20 protein-coding genes are annotated in these 24,047 nt (G+C 37.8%); 11 read left to right on the plus strand and 9 right to left on the minus strand.

The window, feature by feature from the left end; all coding sequences use genetic code 11:
• Window positions 1-157 precede the first annotated feature (157 nt).
• From B9T30_RS12075 to B9T30_RS12095, 5 genes are all read left to right on the plus strand, one after another.
• Window positions 158-1,429: a sensor histidine kinase gene (locus B9T30_RS12075; protein ID WP_086185207.1), complete on the plus strand. Its 1,272-nt coding sequence runs from the start codon at window positions 158-160 to the stop codon at window positions 1,427-1,429.
• Between the two features lie 83 nt (window positions 1,430-1,512).
• Window positions 1,513-4,263, plus strand: a complete 2,751-nt coding sequence (glnE, locus tag B9T30_RS12080) for a bifunctional [glutamate--ammonia ligase]-adenylyl-L-tyrosine phosphorylase/[glutamate--ammonia-ligase] adenylyltransferase (protein WP_086185208.1) — start codon at window positions 1,513-1,515, stop codon at window positions 4,261-4,263.
• A 25-nt stretch (window positions 4,264-4,288) separates the two neighbouring features.
• Complete coding sequence (locus B9T30_RS12085; protein WP_086185209.1) at window positions 4,289-5,215, plus strand: branched-chain amino acid transaminase; 927 nt, start codon at window positions 4,289-4,291, stop codon at window positions 5,213-5,215.
• Between the two features lie 101 nt (window positions 5,216-5,316).
• Entirely contained in the window at window positions 5,317-6,207 is an 891-nt protein-coding gene (locus B9T30_RS12090; RefSeq protein WP_086185210.1) for an ELM1/GtrOC1 family putative glycosyltransferase, read from the plus strand.
• A 13-nt stretch (window positions 6,208-6,220) separates the two neighbouring features.
• Window positions 6,221-7,030: a polysaccharide deacetylase family protein gene (locus B9T30_RS12095; protein WP_086185211.1), complete on the plus strand. Its 810-nt coding sequence runs from the start codon at window positions 6,221-6,223 to the stop codon at window positions 7,028-7,030.
• 9 nt (window positions 7,031-7,039) lie between these two features.
• Here B9T30_RS12095 and B9T30_RS12100 read toward each other — a convergent pair whose 3' ends face one another.
• A complete protein-coding gene (locus B9T30_RS12100) occupies window positions 7,040-7,966 on the minus strand; it encodes a glycosyltransferase family 2 protein (RefSeq protein WP_086185212.1) in 927 nt (308 codons plus the stop codon).
• 2 nt (window positions 7,967-7,968) lie between these two features.
• Window positions 7,969-8,928: an ELM1/GtrOC1 family putative glycosyltransferase gene (locus B9T30_RS12105; RefSeq protein WP_086185213.1), complete on the minus strand. Its 960-nt coding sequence runs from the start codon at window positions 8,926-8,928 to the stop codon at window positions 7,969-7,971.
• 286 nt (window positions 8,929-9,214) lie between these two features.
• Here B9T30_RS12105 and rfbB point away from each other — a divergent pair, with 286 nt between their 5' ends.
• The 4 genes from rfbB to rfbC are packed head-to-tail and all read left to right on the plus strand — an operon-like array spanning window position 9,215 to window position 12,602.
• The gene (gene rfbB / locus B9T30_RS12110) at window positions 9,215-10,276 is read left to right on the plus strand and encodes a dTDP-glucose 4,6-dehydratase (RefSeq protein WP_086185214.1); all 1,062 of its coding nucleotides are present in this window, start codon (window positions 9,215-9,217) and stop codon (window positions 10,274-10,276) included.
• A 3-nt stretch (window positions 10,277-10,279) separates the two neighbouring features.
• Window positions 10,280-11,173, plus strand: coding sequence for a dTDP-4-dehydrorhamnose reductase (gene rfbD / locus B9T30_RS12115; protein WP_086185215.1), 894 nt, complete (start codon window positions 10,280-10,282; stop codon window positions 11,171-11,173).
• Window positions 11,170-12,054, plus strand: coding sequence for a glucose-1-phosphate thymidylyltransferase RfbA (rfbA, locus tag B9T30_RS12120; RefSeq protein WP_086185216.1), 885 nt, complete (start codon window positions 11,170-11,172; stop codon window positions 12,052-12,054). Before rfbD ends, rfbA begins: the two co-directional genes overlap by 4 nt.
• On the plus strand, window positions 12,051-12,602 hold the full coding sequence (gene rfbC / locus B9T30_RS12125; protein WP_086185217.1) for a dTDP-4-dehydrorhamnose 3,5-epimerase: 552 nt from the start codon (window positions 12,051-12,053) through the stop codon (window positions 12,600-12,602). The genes rfbA and rfbC overlap by 4 nt, the downstream gene beginning before the upstream one ends.
• Before the next feature lie 57 nt (window positions 12,603-12,659).
• On the opposite strand, the gene B9T30_RS12130 is transcribed toward rfbC, so the two are convergent.
• From B9T30_RS12130 to B9T30_RS12160, 7 genes are all read right to left on the minus strand, one after another.
• The gene (locus B9T30_RS12130) at window positions 12,660-13,748 is read right to left on the minus strand and encodes a glycoside hydrolase family 99-like domain-containing protein (RefSeq protein ID WP_086185218.1); all 1,089 of its coding nucleotides are present in this window, start codon (window positions 13,746-13,748) and stop codon (window positions 12,660-12,662) included.
• Window positions 13,749-13,808: 60 nt separating this feature from the next.
• Window positions 13,809-14,828: a glycosyltransferase gene (locus B9T30_RS12135; RefSeq protein ID WP_086185219.1), complete on the minus strand. Its 1,020-nt coding sequence runs from the start codon at window positions 14,826-14,828 to the stop codon at window positions 13,809-13,811.
• A 29-nt stretch (window positions 14,829-14,857) separates the two neighbouring features.
• Window positions 14,858-15,808: a glycosyltransferase gene (locus B9T30_RS12140; protein ID WP_086185220.1), complete on the minus strand. Its 951-nt coding sequence runs from the start codon at window positions 15,806-15,808 to the stop codon at window positions 14,858-14,860.
• Between the two features lie 178 nt (window positions 15,809-15,986).
• Entirely contained in the window at window positions 15,987-16,856 is an 870-nt protein-coding gene (locus B9T30_RS12145; protein WP_086185221.1) for a lysophospholipid acyltransferase family protein, read from the minus strand.
• Between the two features lie 191 nt (window positions 16,857-17,047).
• Window positions 17,048-17,269: a hypothetical protein gene (locus B9T30_RS12150; RefSeq protein ID WP_074946730.1), complete on the minus strand. Its 222-nt coding sequence runs from the start codon at window positions 17,267-17,269 to the stop codon at window positions 17,048-17,050.
• A gap of 118 nt (window positions 17,270-17,387) precedes the next feature.
• On the minus strand, window positions 17,388-19,178 hold the full coding sequence (gene aspS, locus B9T30_RS12155; protein ID WP_086185222.1) for an aspartate--tRNA ligase: 1,791 nt from the start codon (window positions 19,176-19,178) through the stop codon (window positions 17,388-17,390).
• Window positions 19,179-19,340: 162 nt separating this feature from the next.
• Window positions 19,341-20,105 carry a DUF4184 family protein gene (locus B9T30_RS12160; protein ID WP_086185223.1) on the minus strand — a complete coding sequence of 255 codons (765 nt, stop codon included), beginning with the start codon at window positions 20,103-20,105 and terminating at the stop codon, window positions 19,341-19,343.
• A 143-nt stretch (window positions 20,106-20,248) separates the two neighbouring features.
• Here B9T30_RS12160 and znuD point away from each other — a divergent pair, with 143 nt between their 5' ends.
• Complete coding sequence (gene znuD, locus B9T30_RS12165) at window positions 20,249-22,294, plus strand: zinc piracy TonB-dependent receptor ZnuD (protein ID WP_086185224.1); 2,046 nt, start codon at window positions 20,249-20,251, stop codon at window positions 22,292-22,294.
• A gap of 106 nt (window positions 22,295-22,400) precedes the next feature.
• Window positions 22,401-23,864, plus strand: coding sequence for a phospholipase D family protein (locus B9T30_RS12170; protein WP_086185225.1), 1,464 nt, complete (start codon window positions 22,401-22,403; stop codon window positions 23,862-23,864).
• Window positions 23,865-24,047 lie beyond the last annotated feature (183 nt).

A 24,047-nucleotide genomic window follows, 5' to 3' on the forward strand; every position in this document is an offset into this window, starting at 1 on the left:
CAAATTAGCGACCATAAAAAATAGTCTGTCGGAAATTGTCACTTTTGGTCTGTTTGTGCCTTTTTTTTATTGTGTTCTATGTAAAAGTTTGTTAATAGAATGGATAGGGCGTAGTTGTTTTTTAACTATAGAGGGTAAAAAAATTTACGAGGCAGAGATGAAAATGCAGTTACTTGAAATAGGCTCAGCAACAGAGCAGCTCAGTGCTTGTAAAATATCATTATTGCTTGGTGTTTTTACTCCAGATAATCGTGTCGAAGGTTTTTTGAAATTTGCCCGTGGCATTTTACAAACCGATTGTGGCATTCTTGGTTTTCATAATGAACCCTATATTTGGTATGCTTCACCCAAATGGTTTAAAGCCTTTCACTCAAAAAAAGAAGCCAATTTAGCTGCATTTTTTGAAGGCGAGACGATTCTGAGCGTCAAGCATAAAAATTATGCTGCTTTTTCTCAATATGTGCATGATTTAGGTGTTGCACATAAGCGAATTGTGGCTTTTGATTTAAAAATAAATAAAACAGAGTCTATTGGGCACGTTATTTTATTTGATGAACAGTGTGAAGAATTTAATGAGAAAAATTTAGAACTTGTGCATGAACTGGCCATGAGTTTGATTAATATTATTGAATTGCATTCAGATTATGCAGAGCTAAAAGAATTATATGAACAACAGTGCGCTTTAAACTCGAGTAAAACCAAGTTTTTTCAAATTATTGCGCATGATTTGCGTGCACCATTTCATGGCTTAATTGGCTTCTCTGAAGTTTTGGCGCAAGAGCGAGCTACGCTGGATGATGCAAACATTCAAAGTATTGCCGATTATTTATTAGATACCTCGCAATCGACCTATAATCTGTTAGAAAGTTTATTAAATTGGGCCATGGCTGAGGGTGGACGTTTTATTTACCATCCCATCAATTTCAATTTAAAACAATCTTCAAAAATTGTTTTTGATGTCTTAAATACCTTGGCGATTAAAAAAAATATCCAATTGATTGATCAAATACCCGATGATTTAAAAGTCTATGCCGATATTAATATGGTGACCTCAGTTTTACAAAATCTGGTTTCTAATGCACTGAAATTTACCTATGTGGATGGCACGGGTAAAGTCATCATGTCTGCCGAAAAATCAAAATACAGTATTGATATTTATATTGAAGATACTGGACTCGGCATGACGCAAAGCCAGATTGATGAATTGTTTCAACCGCGCTTAACGGTCAGTTTTAAGGGAACAGCGGGTGAGAAAGGCATGGGTTTAGGTTTGGTGTTATGTCAACGTTTTGTGGATTTGAATCAAGGTGAAATCTCGGTACAGTCAAAAGAAGGCGAGGGAACGATCTTTAAAGTTTCTTTACCCATCGCTGTGAATACGCATCAAGCTTTACCGTTAGATAGTATTAAACAGGCGATCACTGAATAAAAAACAACAGAAGCTTAAATTTCTTTTCCCCTATTTCTTTTCAGCTGATATAACTAGAAAAAAACGAGGCTGAAGGTTTAGAAATGAATGCGGAACAATTGCAGAAGACATTACGTGCGAGCCAATATGCAGAACTGGTATTGGGCAATCACAGTACATTTTTAGAACAAGATTATGCAATTGACCAATTTATAAACCCTTTAACGACACAACAAATTCAGCATGTTGTGCAAACATCTTTAGACCACCTTACTGATGAAGCGACATGGATGCGAGAACTTCGTATTCTTCGCGCACGTCTCATGTTTCGTTGGATTTGGCAGGATGCCAATCAACTGACTGATGTGGTGACCTTAACACGTGAGCTGTCAGATTTTGCTGATGCAGCAATTTGTGCAGCAAAAGACTTTGCCCGAATTCCGCTGGTGGCGAAGCATGGTGAGCCTGTTGGTTATAATGGCAAAGTACAGGATTTGATTGTTGTGGCGATGGGGAAACTTGGCGCACAAGAACTAAATCTTTCCAGTGATATTGATCTTATTTTTGCCTTTGATGAACAGGGTGAAACCAATGGTCGAAAATGTATTGATGTACAGCAATTTTGTATTCTTTGGGGACAGAAACTCATTTATCTGCTGGATCATATTAGCGCAGATGGTTTTGTTTTTCGTGTCGATATGCGTTTACGCCCGTGGGGAGATGGCTCGGCGCTTGCGATTAGCCATGTCGCATTAGAAAAATATTTAAGCCAGCATGGACGTGAGTGGGAGCGTTATGCATGGATTAAGGCACGTATTGTAACGGGCGGTAAAATGGGTGAAGAACTGCTGGATATGACCCGACCCTTCGTGTTTAGAAAGTATGTTGATTACAGCGCTTTTGAAGCCATGCGCGAAATGAAAGCCATGATTGAGCGTGAAGTGCTGCGTCGTAATATTGAAGATGACATCAAGCTTGGCGCAGGTGGGATTCGTGAAGTTGAATTTATTGTGCAGGTTTTTCAGCTGATTTACGGTGGCTCTAAATTGGAGTTACAAGATCGTCAGTGTTTGGTCAGTCTGCATCATTTGGGTGAAGTTGGGCTTTTGGATACACAAGCGGTCATTGAACTGGAAGATGCTTACCTTTTTCTACGCCGTGTAGAGCATGCCATTCAAGCATTGAATGATCAACAAACCCAATCCTTACCGACTGAGCCTGAATTACGTCAACGTATTGTGGATACTTTAGCTTTTAGCGATTGGGACGCATTCCTTGAAACGCTGAATGCTAAACGAGCCAAAGTCATTCATCAGTTTGAACATCTGATTAAAGAAAAAGAACCTGATCCTTTAATTGAAAGCTTTAGCCAATTAGAAAAACAACTTGAAGCGGTACTGGATGATGGTGCAAAAAATTTGGTGCATGAGTTCTGGTATGGTCATGCCTTAAAGAAATTACCCGCGAAAGCAGTGCAACGTTTAAAAACCTTTTGGCCGCATTTGATTGAAGCAATTTTACAGTCGAATAAACCACAAACGGCACTTTTACGTCTGATGCCTTTGGTTGAGTCGGTGCTGCGCCGTACTGTGTATTTGGTGATGCTGATTGAAAGTAAAGGTGCATTGCAACGACTGGTAAAAATGGCAACGGTCAGTCCGTGGATTTGTGAAGAATTGACCCATTATCCGGTGTTGTTGGATGAGTTTTTATCGATGGATTTTGAGTTGCCAAAACGCCAAGATCTAGAAGACTCATTACGCCAACAATTATTGCGTATTGAGATTGATCAAGTCGAAGATCAACTTCGTGTATTACGACTGTTTAAAAAATCCAATGTCTTGGCTGTTGCCGCCAGTGATGTATTGGCTGAAAGTCCTTTAATGAAAGTCTCTGATGCATTAACCGATATTGCAGAAGTTTCGGTCAATGCAACTCTAAATTTAGCTTATCAAATTACCGCGAAAAAACATGGCTTTCCACTTGATGCAGAAGGGCAGCGTTGTTCAACCGATCATACCGCATTTACGGTAGCAGGTTATGGCAAGCTTGGAGGCATCGAGATGGGGTATGGCTCAGATTTAGATTTGGTGTTTATTCACTATATGGATGAACAGAGCGATACAGATGGCCAGAAAAAAATCAGTGGTTTTGAATTTGCGATACGCGTAGCACAGAAATTTATGTCACTTATGACCACGCAGACTTTGGATGGGCGTGTTTATGAAATTGACACTCGTCTACGTCCATCAGGTGAAGCAGGGCTTTTGGTCACCAGTTTAAAAGCCTTTGAGCAATATCAATTAAAGAATGCATGGTTATGGGAACATCAGGCTTTGGTTCGCGCACGTTCGATTGCGGGTGAGCAAAGTTTGCGCGATAAATTTGAAGCATTGCGTTGTCGTATCTTGATTCAGCCGCGTGATGAAGCCAAAGTTCGTGAAGAAGTGCTCAAAATGCGTCAGAAAATGAAAGACCATTTAGGCTCGTCAAAAGAACAGCAAAAAGATGGAATTTTTCATTTAAAACAGGATGCAGGTGGTATCGTTGATATTGAATTTATGGCACAGTATGCGGTACTCGCATGGAGTGGGGCGAATTCTGATCTCGCCCATTATTCCGACAATGTAAGAATCCTTGAGGATGCCGCAAACGCCGGTTGCTTATCCAGTGACGACGCGACAGCATTGATTCAAGCCTATTTAAGTGAACGCGCTGAGAGCCACCGTTTAGCCCTTGCCAATCAATCGATGCAAGTGAATGCTGCGGATTGGTTCGATACCCGAGAGGTGGTTTGCAAGCTATGGCAGAGATTAATTGATCCAACAGCGACCTTCGCTTTGGAACGTGAATAATTGTATAAAAATTGGAGTTTGTGTCATGAATTTGGCTGATCGTGATGGTTTTATTTGGCAAGATGGACAGATGGTTGATTGGCGTGAAGCGAAAATTCACGTTTTAACTCATACATTACATTACAGTATGGGTGTTTTTGAAGGTGTCCGTGCCTATGAAACTCCGAATGGAACCGCGATTTTCCGTTTGCAAGATCACACTAAACGTTTGCTGAATTCTGCAAAAATTTATCAAATGAAAGTTCCATATAATCAAGCAACATTAGAGCAAGCTCAGATTGATGTGGTACGTGAAAATAAATTGGCTTCTTGCTATTTGCGTCCAATTATTTTTATCGGTTCTGAAAAACTGGGGATCGCTGCAACAGACAATACCATTCATGCCACTGTTGCTGCATGGAGCTGGGGTGCTTACCTTGGTGATGAAGCAATGGCGAAAGGTATTCGTGTTAAAACATCATCATTTACCCATCACCATCCAAACGTGACTATGTGTAAAGCAAAAGCGTCAGGTAACTATACCTTGTCTATTCTTGCACATCAGGAAGTGGCACACTCGGGTTATGACGAAGCAATGTTGATGGACCCACAAGGCTATGTATGCCAAGGTTCAGGCGAAAACGTATTCTTAGTGAAAGATGGCGTGCTGCATACACCAGATATTTCGGGTGGTGCATTAGACGGTATTACCCGTCAAACCATTATCACCATTGCCAAAGACTTGGGTTATGACGTGATTGAACGTCGTATTACCCGTGATGAGTTCTATATTGGTGATGAAGCATTCTTTACCGGTACTGCTGCGGAAGTTACACCAATTCGTGAATATGATGACCGTGAAATTGGTTGTGGTTCGCGTGGTCCAATTACAGAGAAAATCCAGAAAGCATTCTTTGATGCAGTTCAGGGTAAAGACCCTAAATATGCACACTGGTTAACTTACGTAAAATAAGCTGATCAGTTAAGATAAAAAGGCGAAAACTTGGTTTTCGCCTTTTTTTATGGCTTATGTATTTTCTAGGTTTAGGTTAATTCTTTTCGAAGGACATTTTTATGCATATTGTCTATGTTAGTGATGGAAAGGCGGGGCATCGCTCACAAGCAATTGGTTTGTATCAGGCAATGCAAAGACAAAGTATAGAAGCGGTGACTTTTGAAGAGATTCTCATTGATCAATTGCCCATTTTTAGTTTGTTATTGGCGACATTCAAACAAAGCACGTCGGCTGTTGCTCAGTCACCGGATTATATTTTTGGCGTAGGCAGCCACACTCAGCTACGTGTTTTATTGCTGGGAAAAGTGTATCCGCAAGCCAAAACCGTGATTATGATGAAGCCGAATTTTCCATTTACTTGGTTTAATTATGCGATTATTCCTGAACATGATGGCATTGAAGCATCTGCTCATGTTATCACCACAAAAGGTGCGCTCAATCCGATTGTGAATGAACAGCGCCATCAAAAAAATAGAATTTTAATTGCCCTAGGTGGATCATCGAAACGCCATCAATGGAATGAAGAAAAGGTTTTAGCTTCAATTGATCAAATCGTGAAGAACCATTCTCAAGCTGAGATTATTTTGACCACTTCACGGCGTACACCGAAAGTGTTTTTAGAGCATTTGAATGAGAGTCCATTGGCATCTCATCTACACATATTTCCAGTTGAACAGACCCCGCAAGGTTGGATTTTTGAAGAAATGCAAAAAGCAGAAGCCGTTTGGGTCACTGAAGACAGTGTTTCGATGATTTTTGAGGCATTCACCGCAGGGTGTAAGGTTGGGGTGATTGAAATTGACCGTGTTAAAGAAGATCGTATTACTTTGTCTATTGATCAAATTATTCAATCCAATTTAGTTTCTAACCAGACATCTATTGAAATGTTAGTTGAACCTCATGCTTTTAAAGAAGCGGAGCGTGTGGCAACATATCTTTTAGCCCAATAATCAGGTTGTTTTTGTGATTTATATTCTTATCTTTCTATTGGTTTTAGTCATGGCTTTTAGTTATAAATATACATGGTGGAAGCCAGCATTAGACTGGAAACGACCACGTGTATTAATGTACCACATGGTACGAGAGCATATTGATGGTGCAAAGTTTAATAAATTACGCGTAGCGCCAAAGGAATTTGAAAAGCAGGTTGCATGGATGAAAGCTGAAGGTTTTCATTTTGTGACAATGCAAGAGTTGCAGAAGAATTGGGGTAAACACCCTGAAAAAACAGTGGCTATTACTTTTGATGATGGTTATTTGGATAATTTAGAAAATGCTTATCCAATTTTGGAAAAATACCAAGCTAAAGCCACTATTTATATTGTTGTGGATCGTCATGATCGTGATTGGTCTACCTATAAAAAAGCACATCATAATAGTGGTGAATTGGCGCGTGAAGCTAAACTGAACGATGAGCAAGTTCAATTTCTAGCAAATAGTAGCTTGGTTGAAATTGGTTCACATACTATGACTCATGCCAATTTAAATAAATTAGATGATGTTGAGTGCTTGGCAGAATTAACTCAATCGAAACAACAATTAGAAAATTTAACGGCTAAGTCGGTGACAAGTTTTGCTTATCCATTTGGGATTTATTCACAGCGTGATGTTGCTTTGGTAAAACAAGCTGGCTATAGCAATGCCGTAACCACAGAAGAAGGAATTGATGGCTTAAATCCTGATTTTATGCAGTTACAGCGCATTAAAATTAGCGGTAAAGATTCGATGTTTGCCGTGAAATTACGTTTAAAATTGGGGAAAAGAGGTTTTTAGGCCTCCTTTTTATGTACGAATTTTGCGAACATGATCTAGCTTTTCAAAGTATTCGATGAGATGTTGATGATTTTTATCCCATATCTTTAAAGGTGAAACTTTGCTTGCAAGATAAATAAGCAAATCAGAAAACCGTTGCTGAGGAGTGTTTTTTATACTTTTCCAATAGGTTGAAAATGCTTTTTTAATGAGAAGGGTTTTATTTTCTTGATCAATATTTGGATAGTTTTGTAAGAAATCATCAATGGTGAAGAACATATCATAGTGCTGTTGCTCGAGATGGCGAGAAAGACGATTTTCGCCTCGAACCCGTGTGGTTTCCTCTTCATCTAAAATTACAAATACACAATCTAAATCAGTGGAAATAATTTTTTGAGAATATTTACCTAAATTTAATGCTAGCGATTCATCTTGAATAAAAATCTTTTCATTACAACCACCGGCTTTTAGAAAAAGCTCCTTACTGCACATTACACACATTTGCATAATATTATTTTTTAAGATGTAATGAAGAGCATTTGTGCTGCTTTCCCAAGTCGCAGTGGTATGTTTCTGAATTTCATTCAGATCATGAGTTTTTACTTTTTTACCATAGCATAGGTCGGCAGATTGATTTTTCATCGCTGTCAAAAACAACTGTAAGCGATTAGGTGCTAATACATCATCAGAATCCATAAAAAATAAATAATCACCCGTCGCTGCAAAACCACCTTGATTTAGGCGAACAGCAGGTCCTTTGTTCTCAGTATTTTGAATGATTTTTATTTTAGGATAGGTTTGTACAATGTATGTTGAATTTTGGCTCCATGATGGATCAGTAGAGTGATCATCCACCACAATAATTTCATGCACAATATCATCCCAAGGTTGTAAGGATTCGATTGTACGATTTAATAATAAGCCTTTATTAAAATGAGTGAGAATAATGGAAATCATGTTCAATCTTCCAGATTATGTTGAATAGTTATTATGAGTGCTTCGCTTAAATTTAACTTGGTTAAATCTCTAGTGCTGGGTAGGATAAAAGTATCCTCTCGATTCTGTCGACTCATTAAGCCCTCCTTGAGATACTTTTGATTTAAAGGCTCAAAAACAGAAGTTTTCATATAAATAGAGGATACAAAGCGACCCGATTGAATTGCTTCTGCCAGCATAGATGTGCTGTCTTCCGTTACAAAAATATAGCTAGATAAGTGAATAAGCTCATGGAATTTTTTAGCGCAAGGATTATTGATCAGGTGTAATTCAAGATTTGGATGATCTTGCAGTCTTTCCCATGTCTGTTCAAGTTCAGGTGTTCTTCTTGAATTGGTAATATATGCCGTAAGCTTTTGTTTTTTGCATAGCTGTATGAATTTATCAATCATATTTTCATAGTCAGCTTTTTGAAAAGGGTGTTCAGTGGTCGGTCCACCTAATACCAGTAAGGCTGATTTTAAATCTAATACATCATTTTGTAGCTGAGTAAAGATTTTTTTTACAGGTGGTGTCGTTAAGATGACTTGCTGAGTCTTAATGTTTTGCGGTAATGCCGTTATGGTGGTTTGAATTAAAGCATCATTAATTTTTCGGGTATCTCCAGCATAATAAATAGGTAAATTGTATTTACGGCTTAAATAAATAGCATAAAGTAAATTAGGCATGCCTGAACAAATAATCAAGTCATAATTTTGTTGAATTGAGGTATTTTTATAGGCTATTTGAGCTAAAATATCGAAAAATGAGGGATACCAAGACAGTTTTTTTAATAGACTAATGCCCCATTTTTTCAAATAAGGTGTTTTAATTTTAGAAATTTTTGTGTGAAAACCATCTTCAATTTGATCGCAAATACCTAAGCTTGGGTTCAAATGACCTGCTCGATCATCATGGATGAGTAAAATCGACAAATTCTTCATAAATAATATTATTGAAATTGCTTGGAAGGGATTAAATCTATAATACCAAGCTTTTATTGAATGTTATAATTCACTTATTTAAATTATGCTACGAGTATGGCTAAATTATTAAGAATTGTAAGTTGTTCGTTTGAGCGAGCTTATATATTTGGGATGGTAAAGAAAAAGCTTTATTGCGTTCAAATTAGATAAATAGATTTAATCGTAGTTGATTTTATAAAAATTAATTATTTACAGTCCAAATGTGGAAGTTGTAATTCAGAATATGTTGATATTGGATACCCATATGAAAATTTTAGTTACAGGTGGTGCTGGATTTATTGGCTCAGCTGTTGTTCGTCACATTATTCAGAATACCGAACATCAAGTTTTAAATGTTGATAAATTAACTTATGCAGGGAATTTAGAATCCTTGAGTTCAGTGTCAAAAAATGAACGTTATCAATTTACTAAAACAGATATTTGTGATCGTATTGCATTGGATCAATTATTCAAAGAATTTCAGCCAGATGTTGTAATGCATTTAGCGGCAGAGTCACATGTGGATCGTTCAATTTCTGGACCATTTGATTTTATTGAGACTAATATTATTGGCACATACCAATTGTTAGAGGCAAGTCGAGCATATTGGTTGGGGCTAAATGATACAAAGAAAGCGGAATTTCGCTTTCATCATATTTCAACTGATGAGGTTTATGGTGATTTAGAAGGTACAACAGACCTATTTACCGAAACTACACCTTACTCTCCAAGTTCACCTTATTCTGCAAGTAAAGCAAGCTCAGATCACTTGGTTCGTGCATGGAATCGTACTTATGGTTTACCTGTATTAATTACAAACTGTTCAAATAATTATGGTCCATATCATTTTCCAGAGAAGCTAATTCCATTGATGATTCTCAATGCTTTACAAGGTAAGCCTTTGCCTGTGTATGGTAATGGTCAGCAAATTCGTGATTGGCTATTTGTTGAAGATCATGCACGTGCGCTATACAAAGTCGTTACAGAGGGTGTTGTGGGTGAAACCTATAATATTGGTGGGCATAATGAAAAAGCTAATTTAGAAGTTGTACATGCAATTTGTGATTTGCTTGAAGAACTTGCCCCAATGAAGCCTGAAGGAATTGTTCAATACAAAGACTTAATTACCTATGTTAAGGACCGTCCTGGTCATGATGTACGTTATGCAATTGATGCGACAAAAATTAAGAATGCATTAAATTGGATACCTGAAGAATCCTTTGAGACTGGTTTACGTAAGACGGTAGAATGGTATTTAAAGAATACGGAGTGGGTTGAACACGTGCAAAGCGGTGAATACCAATCTTGGTTAGTTAAGCAGTATTAATAAATGAAGATACTATTATTAGGTAAGAATGGGCAAGTCGGGTGGGAGTTGCAGCGTGCACTTGCACCATTAGGTGAAGTTATTGCCTTAGACCGTTACGGGGTGATGGGTTTGTGTGGTGATTTAAGCCAAACACAAGCTGTTTGTGATTCTATTTTGAGTGTAAAGCCTGATGTGGTGGTAAATGCTTCTGCTTATACAGCAGTAGATTTGGCTGAATCTGAACAAGAACGTGCAGATCAAATTAATCATCTAAGTATTCAAGAACTTGCTCGAACTTGCCAATTAATTGATGCCTTATTTGTGCATTATTCAACAGATTATGTATTTAATGGTGCTGGTGATCAGCCATTTAGTGAAACAGATGATATTGCACCATTAAATGTTTATGGGAAAACGAAAGCATTAGGTGAGCAGGCAATTAAAAATAGCGGTTGTGATTATCTTATTTTTAGAACATCTTGGGTTTATGCTGTAAAAGGTAAAAATTTCTTAAAAACCATGTTGAATTTAGCTCAACAACGGGAAGAACTTTCTATCATTGATGATCAAATTGGTGCACCAACATCAGCTGAATTGATTGCTGATATCTCGGCTCATGCAATTTCTCAAACTTTAGCAGATCAGCGTAAAATTGGTATTTATCACTTAGTGGCAAGTGGTGAAACATCATGGTTTAATTATGCTAATTTTATTTTTGAGCAAGCTCGTCTTTTAGGCTGTGAGTTAGCTGTAAATAAGTTGAATGCAATTCCAACATCGGCTTATCCTACACCTGCGCAAAGACCGCATAATTCACGATTAAATAATCAAAAGTTACAACAGATTTTTCAATTGAATTTACCCGCTTGGGAACAGGGTGCTAAAAGAGCACTCACGGAGATATTAAATAAATGAGCTTAAAACGTAAGGGTATTATTTTAGCGGGTGGTTCAGGTACGCGTTTGCACCCTATTACAAAAGGTGTTTCTAAACAATTACTGCCTATTTATGATAAACCGATGATCTATTATCCACTTTCGGTACTCATGTTAGCGGGTATTCGTGAAGTGCTAATAATTTCAACACCTGAAGACTTACCTAATTTTGAAAAGTTACTAGGTGATGGTTCACAATTTGGTATTGAGCTGAGTTATAAAGTACAACCTTCGCCAGATGGTTTGGCTCAGGCATTCTTAATTGGTGAGGAGTTTATTGGTCAAGATCATGTGTGCTTAATTTTGGGCGATAATATTTATTATGGCCAACATTTTAGCGATCAATTACAACAAGCATCTGAACGTGCATTGGGTGCAACGGTCTTTGGTTACCATGTGACCGATCCAGAACGATTTGGTGTAGTAGAGTTTGATCAATCGGGTAAAGTTCTGAGTATTGAGGAAAAGCCAAGTCAACCTAAATCAGCCTATGCTGTGACGGGATTATATTTCTATGACAACCGTGTTATTGAATTTGCCAAACAAGTAAAACCGTCGGCTCGAGGCGAACTTGAAATTACAGATATTAATAATGCTTATCTTAAAGATGGTTCATTGAATGTTGAGCTGTTAGGTCGTGGCTTTGCATGGTTAGATACAGGTACACACGAGTCTTTACTTGAAGCTGGACAATTTGTTTATACCATTGAAAAGCGTCAATCTTTAAAAGTGGCCTGTCTGGAAGAAATTAGTTTTCATCAAGGTTGGATTAGCAAAGCACAATTAGCAGAAAGCGCAGATGCATTGAAGAAAACTGAGTATGGTCAATATTTATACAAGTTGTTGGGTGAAGCTAAATGAAAGTTGAAACAACCAAAATAGAAGGGCTTTTGATTCTTCATCCCAATGTGTTTGGAGATGACCGTGGTTGGTTTATGGAAAGTTTTAATCAACAGCGATTTGAACAAGCATTAAATGAGCTGAGTTTGCCTATCCCACACTTTGTCCAAGATAATCACTCCTTGTCACAAAAGGGGGTATTACGTGGATTACATTATCAAAATGCACCACATGCCCAAGGTAAACTGGTACGAGTGGTACAGGGAAAGGTTTGGGATGTTGCTGTAGATATTCGCCCAGAATCAAAAACTTATGGTCAATGGGTTGGTGTTGAGCTGAGTGCAGAAAATAAGACTATGTTTTGGATACCAGAAGGGTTTGCGCATGGTTTTATTGCATTAGAGGATAATACGCAATTCCTATATAAAACCACTAATTACTACAATAAAGAAAGTGAAGGGGCAATTATTTGGAATGACCCAACACTCGCTATTGATTGGCCTTTGTCTGAAGTAGATGAGGTTTTGGTAAGTGATAAGGATAATTCTGCTGCCACTCTAAATAATTAAATTTTTTGACTAAAGCCTCTTTGATAATTTAGGATTATTAAAGAGGCTTTTAATTTATTAAAAATTTGATTTCACAACAGTATTTCGAATGGCATTTAAATGTTGATATTGATATTTCGTGTCTGGTTCTAGATAAGCACCTTCAGCCCATTCATTCCAAGCATTAATAAAGATATAAGGGGTATTGCTCTCTTTTGCTTGTTTATAAAGTAATGAAAAATATTGTTCAAATTTGGCTGGAGTTGCACCGATAGAAATAGAACCCTTTGCTTGTTTTCTAGGAGTATTATCCCAAGCAATAAATGCCCCTGCATAAACTGTTTCGCTAGTTTTCTTATTTAAAATCGATTGCCATGTATGGTCATAGTCGAAATAGTCTAATTTATCGTTAAAACCATGAAATCTATTCATTATAGTGGAAATCTTTTTAGTAAATTTTTCTGATTTAGATTGTTTATAGGCTAAAAGGTGATGAGATGTTGTATTCATTGGTTCGAAGTATAAGGATGCATTAAATCCTAGTTCTCTTGGGTCTTTCTCAAAAGATGTTAATGAGGATATAAAATGAATATCACCTAAACCACATTGTTGAGCGAGTTCTCTCCAACATTCAATCCAATCTTTACATAGTTTGAAATTAGCTGATCTATATAATACAAATATTGGATAGCCATTATGTTTAACATAACGGGAATCTTTGAAAAAAGGTTCTAAATAATTAAAGTGATCTATCCAATCCTGTTTGTCACCATAATCTTGATCTATTAAGATATTGTTGTTTAAGCCATCCCAACTTCTTGTCCACGGTTCATTGGCCCAAGAAAAGAAAAAAGGCATATCTATTGTTTTGTTATTCAATAAATTTTCAGCTGGTTTTTCTAATAATTTTTTATCTTTGAACCAATAATGGTAAAAGCATAAACCATCGATTTTATATTCTTTAAGGAGTTTTGATTGCCATGCTAGCGTGGCATCATTAGACAAATCATAATAGTTGTTGTTTAAAGGAACACGAGGTTGATTGTGTTTATGATATAAGGGCATAGCTTTTTTAACATTTGTCCATTCAGTAAAGCCATTACCCCACCATGCATTATTTTCAGGAATTGTATGATATTGAGGTAAGTAAAATGCAAAGAGTTTCATCGTGCAGTCCTTAAAAATTATTTATGAAATTAAGTGATATTTAATTAATAGAAGTTAACTTTATCGTGGTTTCTTCATTAATAATTTGTACGGAGTAATCAATAATAGAGAAATGATTAACTGTAAAAGTAGTTTAATAATATAGAAGGGTGCAATATAAACAGGCATCGTTTTGAGAGCCGTTATACTGGTTGGAATAATTTTTTTGTAATAATTCCGTCGAATCGCTAAAGATGCATTTTTTCTTAATTCGATTGATAATTTTTTTTGATTTATTGTATAAGCTTTACTGGCTTTGCTTTGAATTTTACGATAAGCATTCAAAAAAATTGACATGTTTTCTCTGAAAAGAATGACTTGTCTTCTTACTTCAAAGTGATCTTTCTTTTTTTTCGCTTGAGCGATCACACTGGTGTCGTGGTATCTAAAATAATTTAAGCATTCTGAAGTAAAGAAAATATCTCCTTGAGAAATGATTTTAGCCCATATTTCCCAATCGCCAATAAATTTAAGACTTGGGGTTGCACCACCAACATCTAAATAGCACTTTTTCTTGAAAACAACGCCACTGGCATTTGGGATGGTATTTTGAAAGGTTAAAAATTTTTCGAAATATTCTAGGCCTGAGAGTTCAAAGTCATGGCTGAATAACTCAGAATCACTTGAATCGGTATGTGTTTTCCATGTGCCTGTTACTTCACCCTGCGCATTCATACGATATGATTGGCTATAAGCTAAGACTAAATTTGGATTTTGATCAAATTTTGGAACAAGCTTTGCTAAAAAATGTGGATCTGCAACATCATCAGATTCAGCAATCCAAATCAATTCACCTTTGGCTAAATCAATTCCTTTATTCCATTGATAAAATGTTGATCCAGAATTTTTTTCATTAATAATACAATGGCTAACTTTTGGATGGTCTTGATATTTTTTTAATATTTCGGAACTATTGTCAGGAGAAAGATCATCTAAAAGTATGACTTCAAAATTATGAAAATCTTGATTAAGAATGCTTTCAATTCGTTCTTCTAGAAATTGAGCATGGTTGTAGCTAGGGACGATAATACTAACAAACACTTGGGTTGCAACCTACTGATATGAAATGGTTATGAGCATAAAAGCATTTTAACTAATGTCTTTAACCGATTGTTATAGTTATGACATGTTTGGACTTTATACATTGCCAATTCAGGATGAATATTGATATTTTGGAGTTTCTGGGACAATTCTACAGGATTTGAAAAAGAAATAATGTCAGTTTCTATATTAAAAGCATATTCAAGATCTTTGACATATTCACTGACTAAAATACAACCACAGGCAGGTGCTTCAAAACAACGCATATTCATACCTTGACGAATATTTTTTTTATTAATGATATTTAGGACATATTTATGTTGTCCATATAGGTCTGCAACTTGATCTAATTTTATATTATAAGGGTGAATATCACATTCAGATTTTTTAAGTTTATCCCAACCTTTACCATACACAGACATTGGAACTGGAATTTGTTCAATTAATTCTTGACGATCTTGACTCCAAGCACCTATGAAAATAAGACGATTCGATTTAGATTCCTTCTTGTCAAAGAAAACAGCTGGGTTATAGGCGAGTGGAAGGTAAATTGTGTTGCTTAATCCCAGCTCGGTTGCATCTTGTATAAAGCTGGAGTCCGTAAAACAATACAGATCAATTACATTTTTTGATTTTAGGAGTCTGTTATCAAAAAAGTCACCAATCCAATGTGCTTTTTTTGCTGGAGATGAAGCTAATACCTGCAATAAGTGTGAATCAAAATAAAATAAATCAGCAATTAAAATTAGATCAGGCTTAAAAATTTCTAATTTTTTTTTCAATAAAGCTGCCGTATATATTTCTTTATTTGGAAGAAGTTTTTTAAGAAAACGCTCTTTAATATTATTGTGATTGAGTGCAAAACCTTCAATTTCATACTCGATTTTTTGTTGTTGGGCTGCAATTAAATTTTCGTACCATTGTAAAATTCCGCCACGTTTTCCAATAATAAGGATCTTAAATTTTCTATTAGATTCCATGAAGATATCCTTGTAACATTTTATCAATTAAACTAACACAAATTAATTATCTGAAATTTAAGCATAATTATACAAAATAAATATATAGCTATAGATTGATTTATACTGTTAAAGGATGCACATAAGTATGCCACCCTTAATAATTGATCACAATATAGGGTGAAATTTAAAATATATTTTACCGATAGTGATTATAAATATTCTCTTGCCCTTCAACTTTGCGAAAACGCTTGTAAGACCATAAGTACTGTTCAGGAGCGATATTAATCATCTCTTCTAAGTCTTGGTTGAGGCGATCCACGGAAGTTTGTAAATCTTTGGACAAAATATCATCGGAAAGTCGTGAACAATGAACATTAAAACCAGAAACTTCATCACGAATACAACTGAGTCCAATCACATTACATTGGGTTTTGCTGGCTAATTTTGATACCAATGTTGTTGATAATGTTTTTTGACCAAAAAAGTTTGAATAAATTCCGCCAGATTCTTTGGGCAGATGGTCGGGTAATATGACGGTCAAACCGCCTTGTTTGAGGTGCTTGAAGATTGAACGTACGCCATTTTCATCGGTGGGAACGAGGGTGGCATTCAGTCGTTGGCGTGCTTCTAACATAAAGCGATCAATGCCTTTATTTTTATTTGGTTTGTACATAATCATTGGTGAGGCATACTGATTCAGCCATGCATTTAAAAGCTCCCAACAGCCAAAATGCGCAATCACCACAATCACACCTTTTTTATTGGCTAAGGCTTCAGTAAAATACTGTTCACCATAAATATTTTTGAATAAAGCTAAATTATATTTGGGTGGCATTCCCCAACATTTAATCGACTCAACATAGGTCATACATTGGCTTTTTAAGCTATTTTTAATCAATATGTTTTGCTGCTGCGTGCTTAAATCTGGGTAGGCCAATTGTAGATTAATGTGGGTAATTCGTTTCATGGATGAGTTGTAACTATTGAGTAAAATAGCAATCCAAGAGGCGATTAACTGCAACAGAGAAAGAGGGAGCAAAGCAACTATTTTGAATAAAAGATACATAACAGCGCAACTCATTTATAGTTAATATCATTATAAAAAGAATAATTCTGGAAAGAGTTTTATCGCATGAATGCGGCTGCGCCATTTCTAAAGTATAGAAAATGAGATCAAAAGTCTTGAGAACAAAATAAGAAATGAAATACAACCACTAGGCAATAAAATCAGGTCAACCTAGTGGCGCTAGAGAAAGATTACTCAGGTTTATCGGCATTACCTTTTAAGACCATATAAATTAAACTCACAAAAATGAGTAAGGCGCCACCTAAGCTACTGACACAAAAATATAAAATACGTTGATTAGTATCAATATTAAATAAACCATTGGCTAAAATGTAACGCATAAATAACCACTGAGCGATAGCGAATACCATTAATACAAGTGCACGACGACGGACAGCAGGACGCATAGCCATAAGGTTTAGCTCACACCAAAGGAGAAAATAGGTCGCTATTATGCCATTCTCAAGACCTGATCTCAATGTAATAAAAAACCCTGCATGAGCAGGGTTTTTTATTACTGAATTTAAAGGATTAAGCTTCTGCTTTAACTTCAGCTTTTGGTTTTTCGCGTAGACGAATGCCGAGGTCACGTAACTGATTTGCTTCAACTGGCGCAGGCGCTTGAGTTAAAGGACATTCCGCAGTCTTGGTTTTCGGGAAGGCAATCACTTCACGAATAGACGAAGCACCTGTCATTAACATTACCAGACGGTCAAGACCGAATGCTAAACCACCATGTGGAGGCGCACCATAACGTAAAGCATTAAGTAAGAAGCTAAATTTTTCTTCAGCTTCTTCAGCATCAATGCCCAGTGCTTCAAAAATGGCTTGTTGCATTTCTAAAGTATAAATACGTAGTGAACCACCGCCCACTTCAGTACCATTCAAGACCATGTCGTAAGCGACAGACAACGCAGCACCTGGGTTGTTCTTCACTTCTTCAACGCTCGATTTTGGTAGCGTGAATGGGTGATGTACAGACGTCCATTTGCCATCATCTGTTTCTTCAAACATTGGGAAGTCAACAACCCAAAGTGGTGCCCACTCGCAAGTCGCTAATTTCATGTCATGACCGACTTTGATACGTAACGCACCCATCGCATCGTTCACAACTTTAGCTTTATCTGCACCGAAGAATACGATGTCGCCATTTTCAGCACCAACACGTTTCAACAAATCCAGTACGATTGGCTCGATGAATTTAACGATTGGTGATTGAAGACCTTCGATGCCTTTTTCAAGTTCATTGACTTTAATATAAGCCAAGCCTTTCGCACCGTAGATACCGACGAATTTCGTGTATTCATCAATTTGGCTACGTGGCAATGAACCTGCACCCGGCACGCGAAGTGCAACGATACGACCTTTAGGATCTTTAGCAGGGCCTGCGAATACTTTGAACTCAACGTCTTGCATCATGTCTGCAACGTCAACCAATTTCAAAGGAATACGCATATCTGGTTTGTCAGATGCATAATCACGCATCGCATCTGCATAAGTCATACGTTGGAATTTTCCGAAGTCAACATTAAGCAGTTCTTTGAACATCTTAATGGTTAAAACTTCCATTAAATCCATGATGTCATCGTCACTCATGAACGATGTTTCAACGTCGATCTGGGTGAATTCTGGTTGACGATCCGCACGTAAGTCTTCGTCACGGAAACATTTAGCAATTTGGTAATAACGATCAATACCGCCCACCATCAACAATTGTTTAAACAACTGTGGTGACTGTGGCAGGGCATAAAAGCTACCGTTCGATACACGACTTGGCACTAAATAGTCACGTGCGCCTTCAGGTGTTGCACGGGTCAAAATAGGTGTTTCAACGTCTAAGAAACCATTTTCTTCGAAATAGTTACGAATAAGGTTGGTCAATTTAGAACGGAAACGTAAACGATCAAGCATTTCAGGACGACGAATATCAAGGAAGCGATATTTCAAACGAACTTCTTCAGAAATATTGGTATTTTCATCATTTAATGGGAATGGCGGCGTTTCAGAAGCAGCCAGAACTTCGATGTCTTTGGCTAGAACTTCGATTTGACCACTCACCATGTTGGCATTTTCTGTGCCTTCATAACGACGACGTACACGACCTGTAATTTTAAGTACGAATTCAGAACGCGCTTTGTCAGCTGTTGAGAACGCTTCAGGTGTATCTGGGTCAATTACCACTTGCACAAGACCATCACGGTCACGCATGTCAAGGAAGATAACACCACCGTGGTCACGACGACGATGTACCCAACCGCATAATGTAACGGTTTGGTCAATTTGAGATTCGGTTAAAGTACCGCAGTAATGAGTTCGCATCATAGCGTAAAAAATCCAACTATATGGGTTAAGGCAAGCGTATACGTAAACAGCGTACCGCCTTTGAATGTTGAATTATGCCTCTTTGGGCAGGGTGTCACAAGAAGTAGATCTAAAAACAACGCCAAATCACTGAAAATTGCTGAATCATTTCACTTTAGCGTATTAACCTAGTCGATGATCGCGATCAAAAAATAAGAACAACAGACTGCCTAAGGTAAATACGGATAAAGCCCCTTGGGTAAATTCATTGATGGATTTACCGACAAAAAAGTACAGATCTGCCTGCCAGATTTCTGTAGAAAAATAGCGTGCATAATCCCAACTAGAAAAACAACCAACGACGAAAGATGTCAGTAAAAGCGCGACAGCAAAGCGTTTAATCTTTCGGCTAATTGAGTGGTGTTGCTGATGTTGTCGGTAATATTGCAGGCACATGGAAAGTAAAATGGGTAAAACTACAATAGAGCTGCCAATCTGTAAGATGCGATGCACAGGATATTGATGATGAAACAAGGTCAGGTTTTGACTTAGAAAGTCTTTAAAGGCAAAGGTTCTAAAATCGACATGGGTTAAGCCATCCCAAATAATATGCGTTGCTGTGCCGACAAGCACCGCTGCAATCACCCCCATTAAAAATTGAATGGCTGATTTGAAACTCTCAATATGTAATGGATGCTGAAGCCCACTCAAACGGTAAATCACAGGGCGATAGAGCAGATACCAAAGTAGACAAAAACCCAAGCCAATCCATAAGTCGGGATGAATAATTGATGTCCATAAATGGGTGGTATTGGAATTTTCTTGGGTAAATAAGCGGTATAAATCAGGCACCATACAACCAATAGCCAGTGCAGCAACAGGCAGTGCATGACCTGTTAACTTGGAAATAGGCGGTGCGAGTACAGCATGCGATATGGTAAAAGGCATCTAAAAATCTTTAAAATTCAATGATGATTTAATGGGTAAAATACAGTCTAGCCGAAGCTGGTTAAAAGAAATGTTTTTTATTGCAAAAAAGATGAAATGTTATATTATAACACTATTCAGATTTTGTCGCTTTGAGCCTGCACATGTCCTTTCATAAGAATTTAATTACACTGTCTATCTTTGCCGTCATTACGCCTGTCGTTTTTGCTGATGATCATCTTCAAAACCAACAATTAGAAACCATTCAATTAAAAGCACATCCCTTGGTACAATCGGCTGCCGATTTTGCTGTGGCAGATCATGTGGTAGAGCATCAGGCTTTGGCTGAACGTGGAGCAACTATTGGTGATGCACTTGCAGATGAATTGGGCGTGTATTCTAACCAATATGGCTCAGGTTCTAGTCGTCCCGTGATTCGTGGGCAAGATGGGCCACGCGTCAAAGTCCTACAACATGCCTCAGAAACAGCCGATGTTTCTACACTATCTCCTGACCATGCGGTGACTGTAGATCCAATTTTAGCCAAGCAAGTGGAAATTATTCGTGGGCCATCGACCTTGCTATATAGCGCAGGCACAGTGGGTGGTTTAGTCAATGTCACGGACAATAAAATTCCCACCCAAATGCCAGAAAAAGGCATCGAGGGGCAGGCGGGGATTCGTTATAACTCTGGCAGTGATGAAAAATTAGCCAGTGCGGGTGCAACCGTAGCTTTGGGGAGTCAAGTTGCACTACGGGTAGAAGGTTCGACTCGAGATGCGAATAGTTATATTGCACCGAATTATTTTCATGACCATGATGGCGAATTAGAAAAAGAACGTCGTGTCGGCAATACCTTTACTCAAAGCGATACCGTCAATGTCGGTTTATCTTGGATTCATGAGCGTGGTTTTAGCGGGATTTCATATAGTAACCGTCAAGATCAGTATGGTTTGCCAGGGCACAGTCATGAATATGAAGACTGTCATCCGCATGACAATAATTTGCATTGTGGCAGTCATACAGGGCATACTCATGATGAAGATGAGCATGCTGCTGGACCGTGGGTTGACCTTAAATCGGAACGCTATGATTTCCGCACTGAACTGAATAACCCCTTTGCAGGCTTTGAAAAATTACGTGCCCATGCCAGTTATACTGACTATAAACATGACGAACTAGAAGAAAATACGGTGGCAACCAGCTTTAAAAGTCAGGGCTATGATGCGCGTTTAGAATTGGTACACAATCCTATTGCCAATTGGGAAGGGGTAATTGGGACACAATATAATCAGCAAAAACTGGATATTACTGGTGAAGAATCTTTATTGAATCCAAGTAAAACACAAAAATGGAGTCTTTTTGCTTTAGAACATAAGCAATTTAATGATGTGCATGTGGAATTGGGTGCGCGTTTAGATCAGCAAAAAATTGAAATTGATTCCAATCAAAAAGATTTTGATGATTATGGTTTTTCTTATTCAGGTGCTGTGAATTGGCAGTTTGCACCAAGTTATAAATTGTCTGTGGTCGGTTCTCATCAAGAGCGTTTACCTTTGGCGCAAGAACTGTATGCCAATGGCAAGCATTTTGCGACCAATACCTATGAACGTGGTAATGAAAATTTAAGCGCAGAAAAATCTAATAATATCGAGCTTGGTTTACATTATGAGCAAGATAAGTTGGATTACCATGTGCATGTTTATCATAACTGGTTTGATAATTATATTTATGCCAATACCACAGCATCCTACAAAGATTTTCGTTTAGTCGATTATACCCAAGACAAAGCTAAATTTTATGGTGCAGAAGCGCAAGCATCTTATGCTGTAACCGATGAGTATAAAGTGAGTGTATTCGGTGATTATGTCCGTGGCAAAATTGAAAGCGACAATGCACCACGCGTTCCAGCAGGTCGAGTGGGGACGAAAGTAGATGCCAATTTTGATGACCATTGGTCAGGTTTGGCTGAGTATTATCATGTGTTTAATCAGGACAAAATTGCCAGTTATGAACATGAAACAGGTGGCTATAATATGGTCAATGTAGGGGTGTCTTATGCAGGGCAATACGCGAAAAACAATGATTATCGCGTGTATTTTAAAGCCAATAACCTGTTAGATGATCAGGTCTATTCACATGCTTCATTCTTGTCGAATATTCCACAAGTTGGACGTAACTTTACAGTAGGTTTAGAGTTTGGTTTCTAAGTTCAAGCCATAAAACAGTCTAGAGCTGAAGCTTAATTCACAGAAAACCTCTTGAAAAATAAAACCATAAAACCTAGTCTGATGCGATTGGACTAGGTTTTTTGTTATGCGTATTTTTCAACGAATTCATCAAAAATTGAATTGGTCACGCCGTCGTTATGTCAGCGTAATGGTCAGCTTATTGGCTTTGGGCTATCTCTCATCAGCGATTTATCATACCTATAAGCCCTTGCCTGAGGGCTTGGATTTTACGGGGCAGTTGCGCCATGCTGAGGTGGAATTTATCGCCGATCAAACCTATATTGATATGCAGGGCAAACAACAACAAGAGCACCATATTTTTAATCAAATGTTAAAAATGATTGATGAGGCACAAAGCACCATTGTGCTGGATATGTTCTTATTCAATAAAGAGGTTGGCGAATCTGGTGTGGTGCACCGTACACTTACTCAGCAACTCACCGATACTTTAATTTTAAAACGCCGCGTACAACCGAATATTGAAATTAAGGTCATTACCGACCCGATTAATTCAGTCTATGGCGGTGTTGCACCAGCGCATTATCGTCAGTTACGCGCAGCGGGGATTGATGTGATTGAAACGGATTTAACACCGCTACGTGCATCCAATCCACTCTGGTCAGGTATTTGGTATATCTGTTGTCAAGATGCAGGCAATAATCCTGAAAAGGGTTGGTTGCCTAATCCATTTGGTCAACAAAAGATTACCTTGCGGAGTTATTTCAACTTATTTAATTTTAAAGCCAATCATCGTAAAACTTTGGTGGTGGATACCGCTCAGGGTTGGAAAACTTTAGTGACTTCTGCTAACCCGCATGATGGCAGCTCACGTCATTCCAACGTGGCCTTGCTGGTTTCAGGTAATACTGCAATTGATGTATTAAAGACTGAACAGGCTGTAGGCAGAATGTCCAAAGGTGATATTCCGATGGTGATTGTTGGCGAGTTTGAGGCTGAGCAGTCTTTGCCTCAAGTTCAGGTGCTGACTGAAAAAGCCATTTATGATGCAACACTCAGATTGATTGAAACGGCGAAGTCACAAGAGCAAATTGATTTAGCCATGTTCTATTTGTCGGAACGGGATATTGTCAAAGCTTTAATTGCGGCACATCAGCGTGGGGTAAAACTTCGCGTGTTACTTGATCCGAATAAAGATGCTTTCGGTCGTCAAAAAAATGGTATTCCAAACCGTCAAGTGGCATCTGAACTCAATGATGCTGGCATACCTGTGCGTTGGTGTAAGACCCAAGGTGAACAGTGTCATAGCAAAATGATTGTGAAACACAATGCACAACATGCCGAGCTGATTTTAGGTTCAGCAAATTTCACGGCACGGAACATTAAAAATTATAATTTGGAAACTGATTTACGTGTCGTGGGTGCATCTCAAGCGCAGGTCTTTAACGATGCCAATCAATATTTTAATACCGCTTGGTCGAACTTAGAAGGTAAAAATATGAGTGTTGATTACCGTATTTATGCGGATGAGTCGAAATTGAAATATGCAATTTATCGCTTTATGGAATGGAGTGGGGTATCGACTTTTTAGGAAATCGTTCCAAATTTTTTAAATCCCTCCCAACCTCCCTTTGAGAAAGGGAGGAGCTATCTTATTTAAGTCTTAATAAGGAAGGATGAACGTCCCTCTTTTTTTAAAGATGAGCTGTATATGGCACAAGAGGGAAATTGAATTTTTTAAAGATAAAAAAGCGCATTAAGCGCTTTTTTTACT

Source organism: Acinetobacter sp. ANC 4973, assembly GCF_002135275.1.
GTDB classification, from domain to species: Bacteria; Pseudomonadota; Gammaproteobacteria; order Pseudomonadales; family Moraxellaceae; genus Acinetobacter; species Acinetobacter kyonggiensis.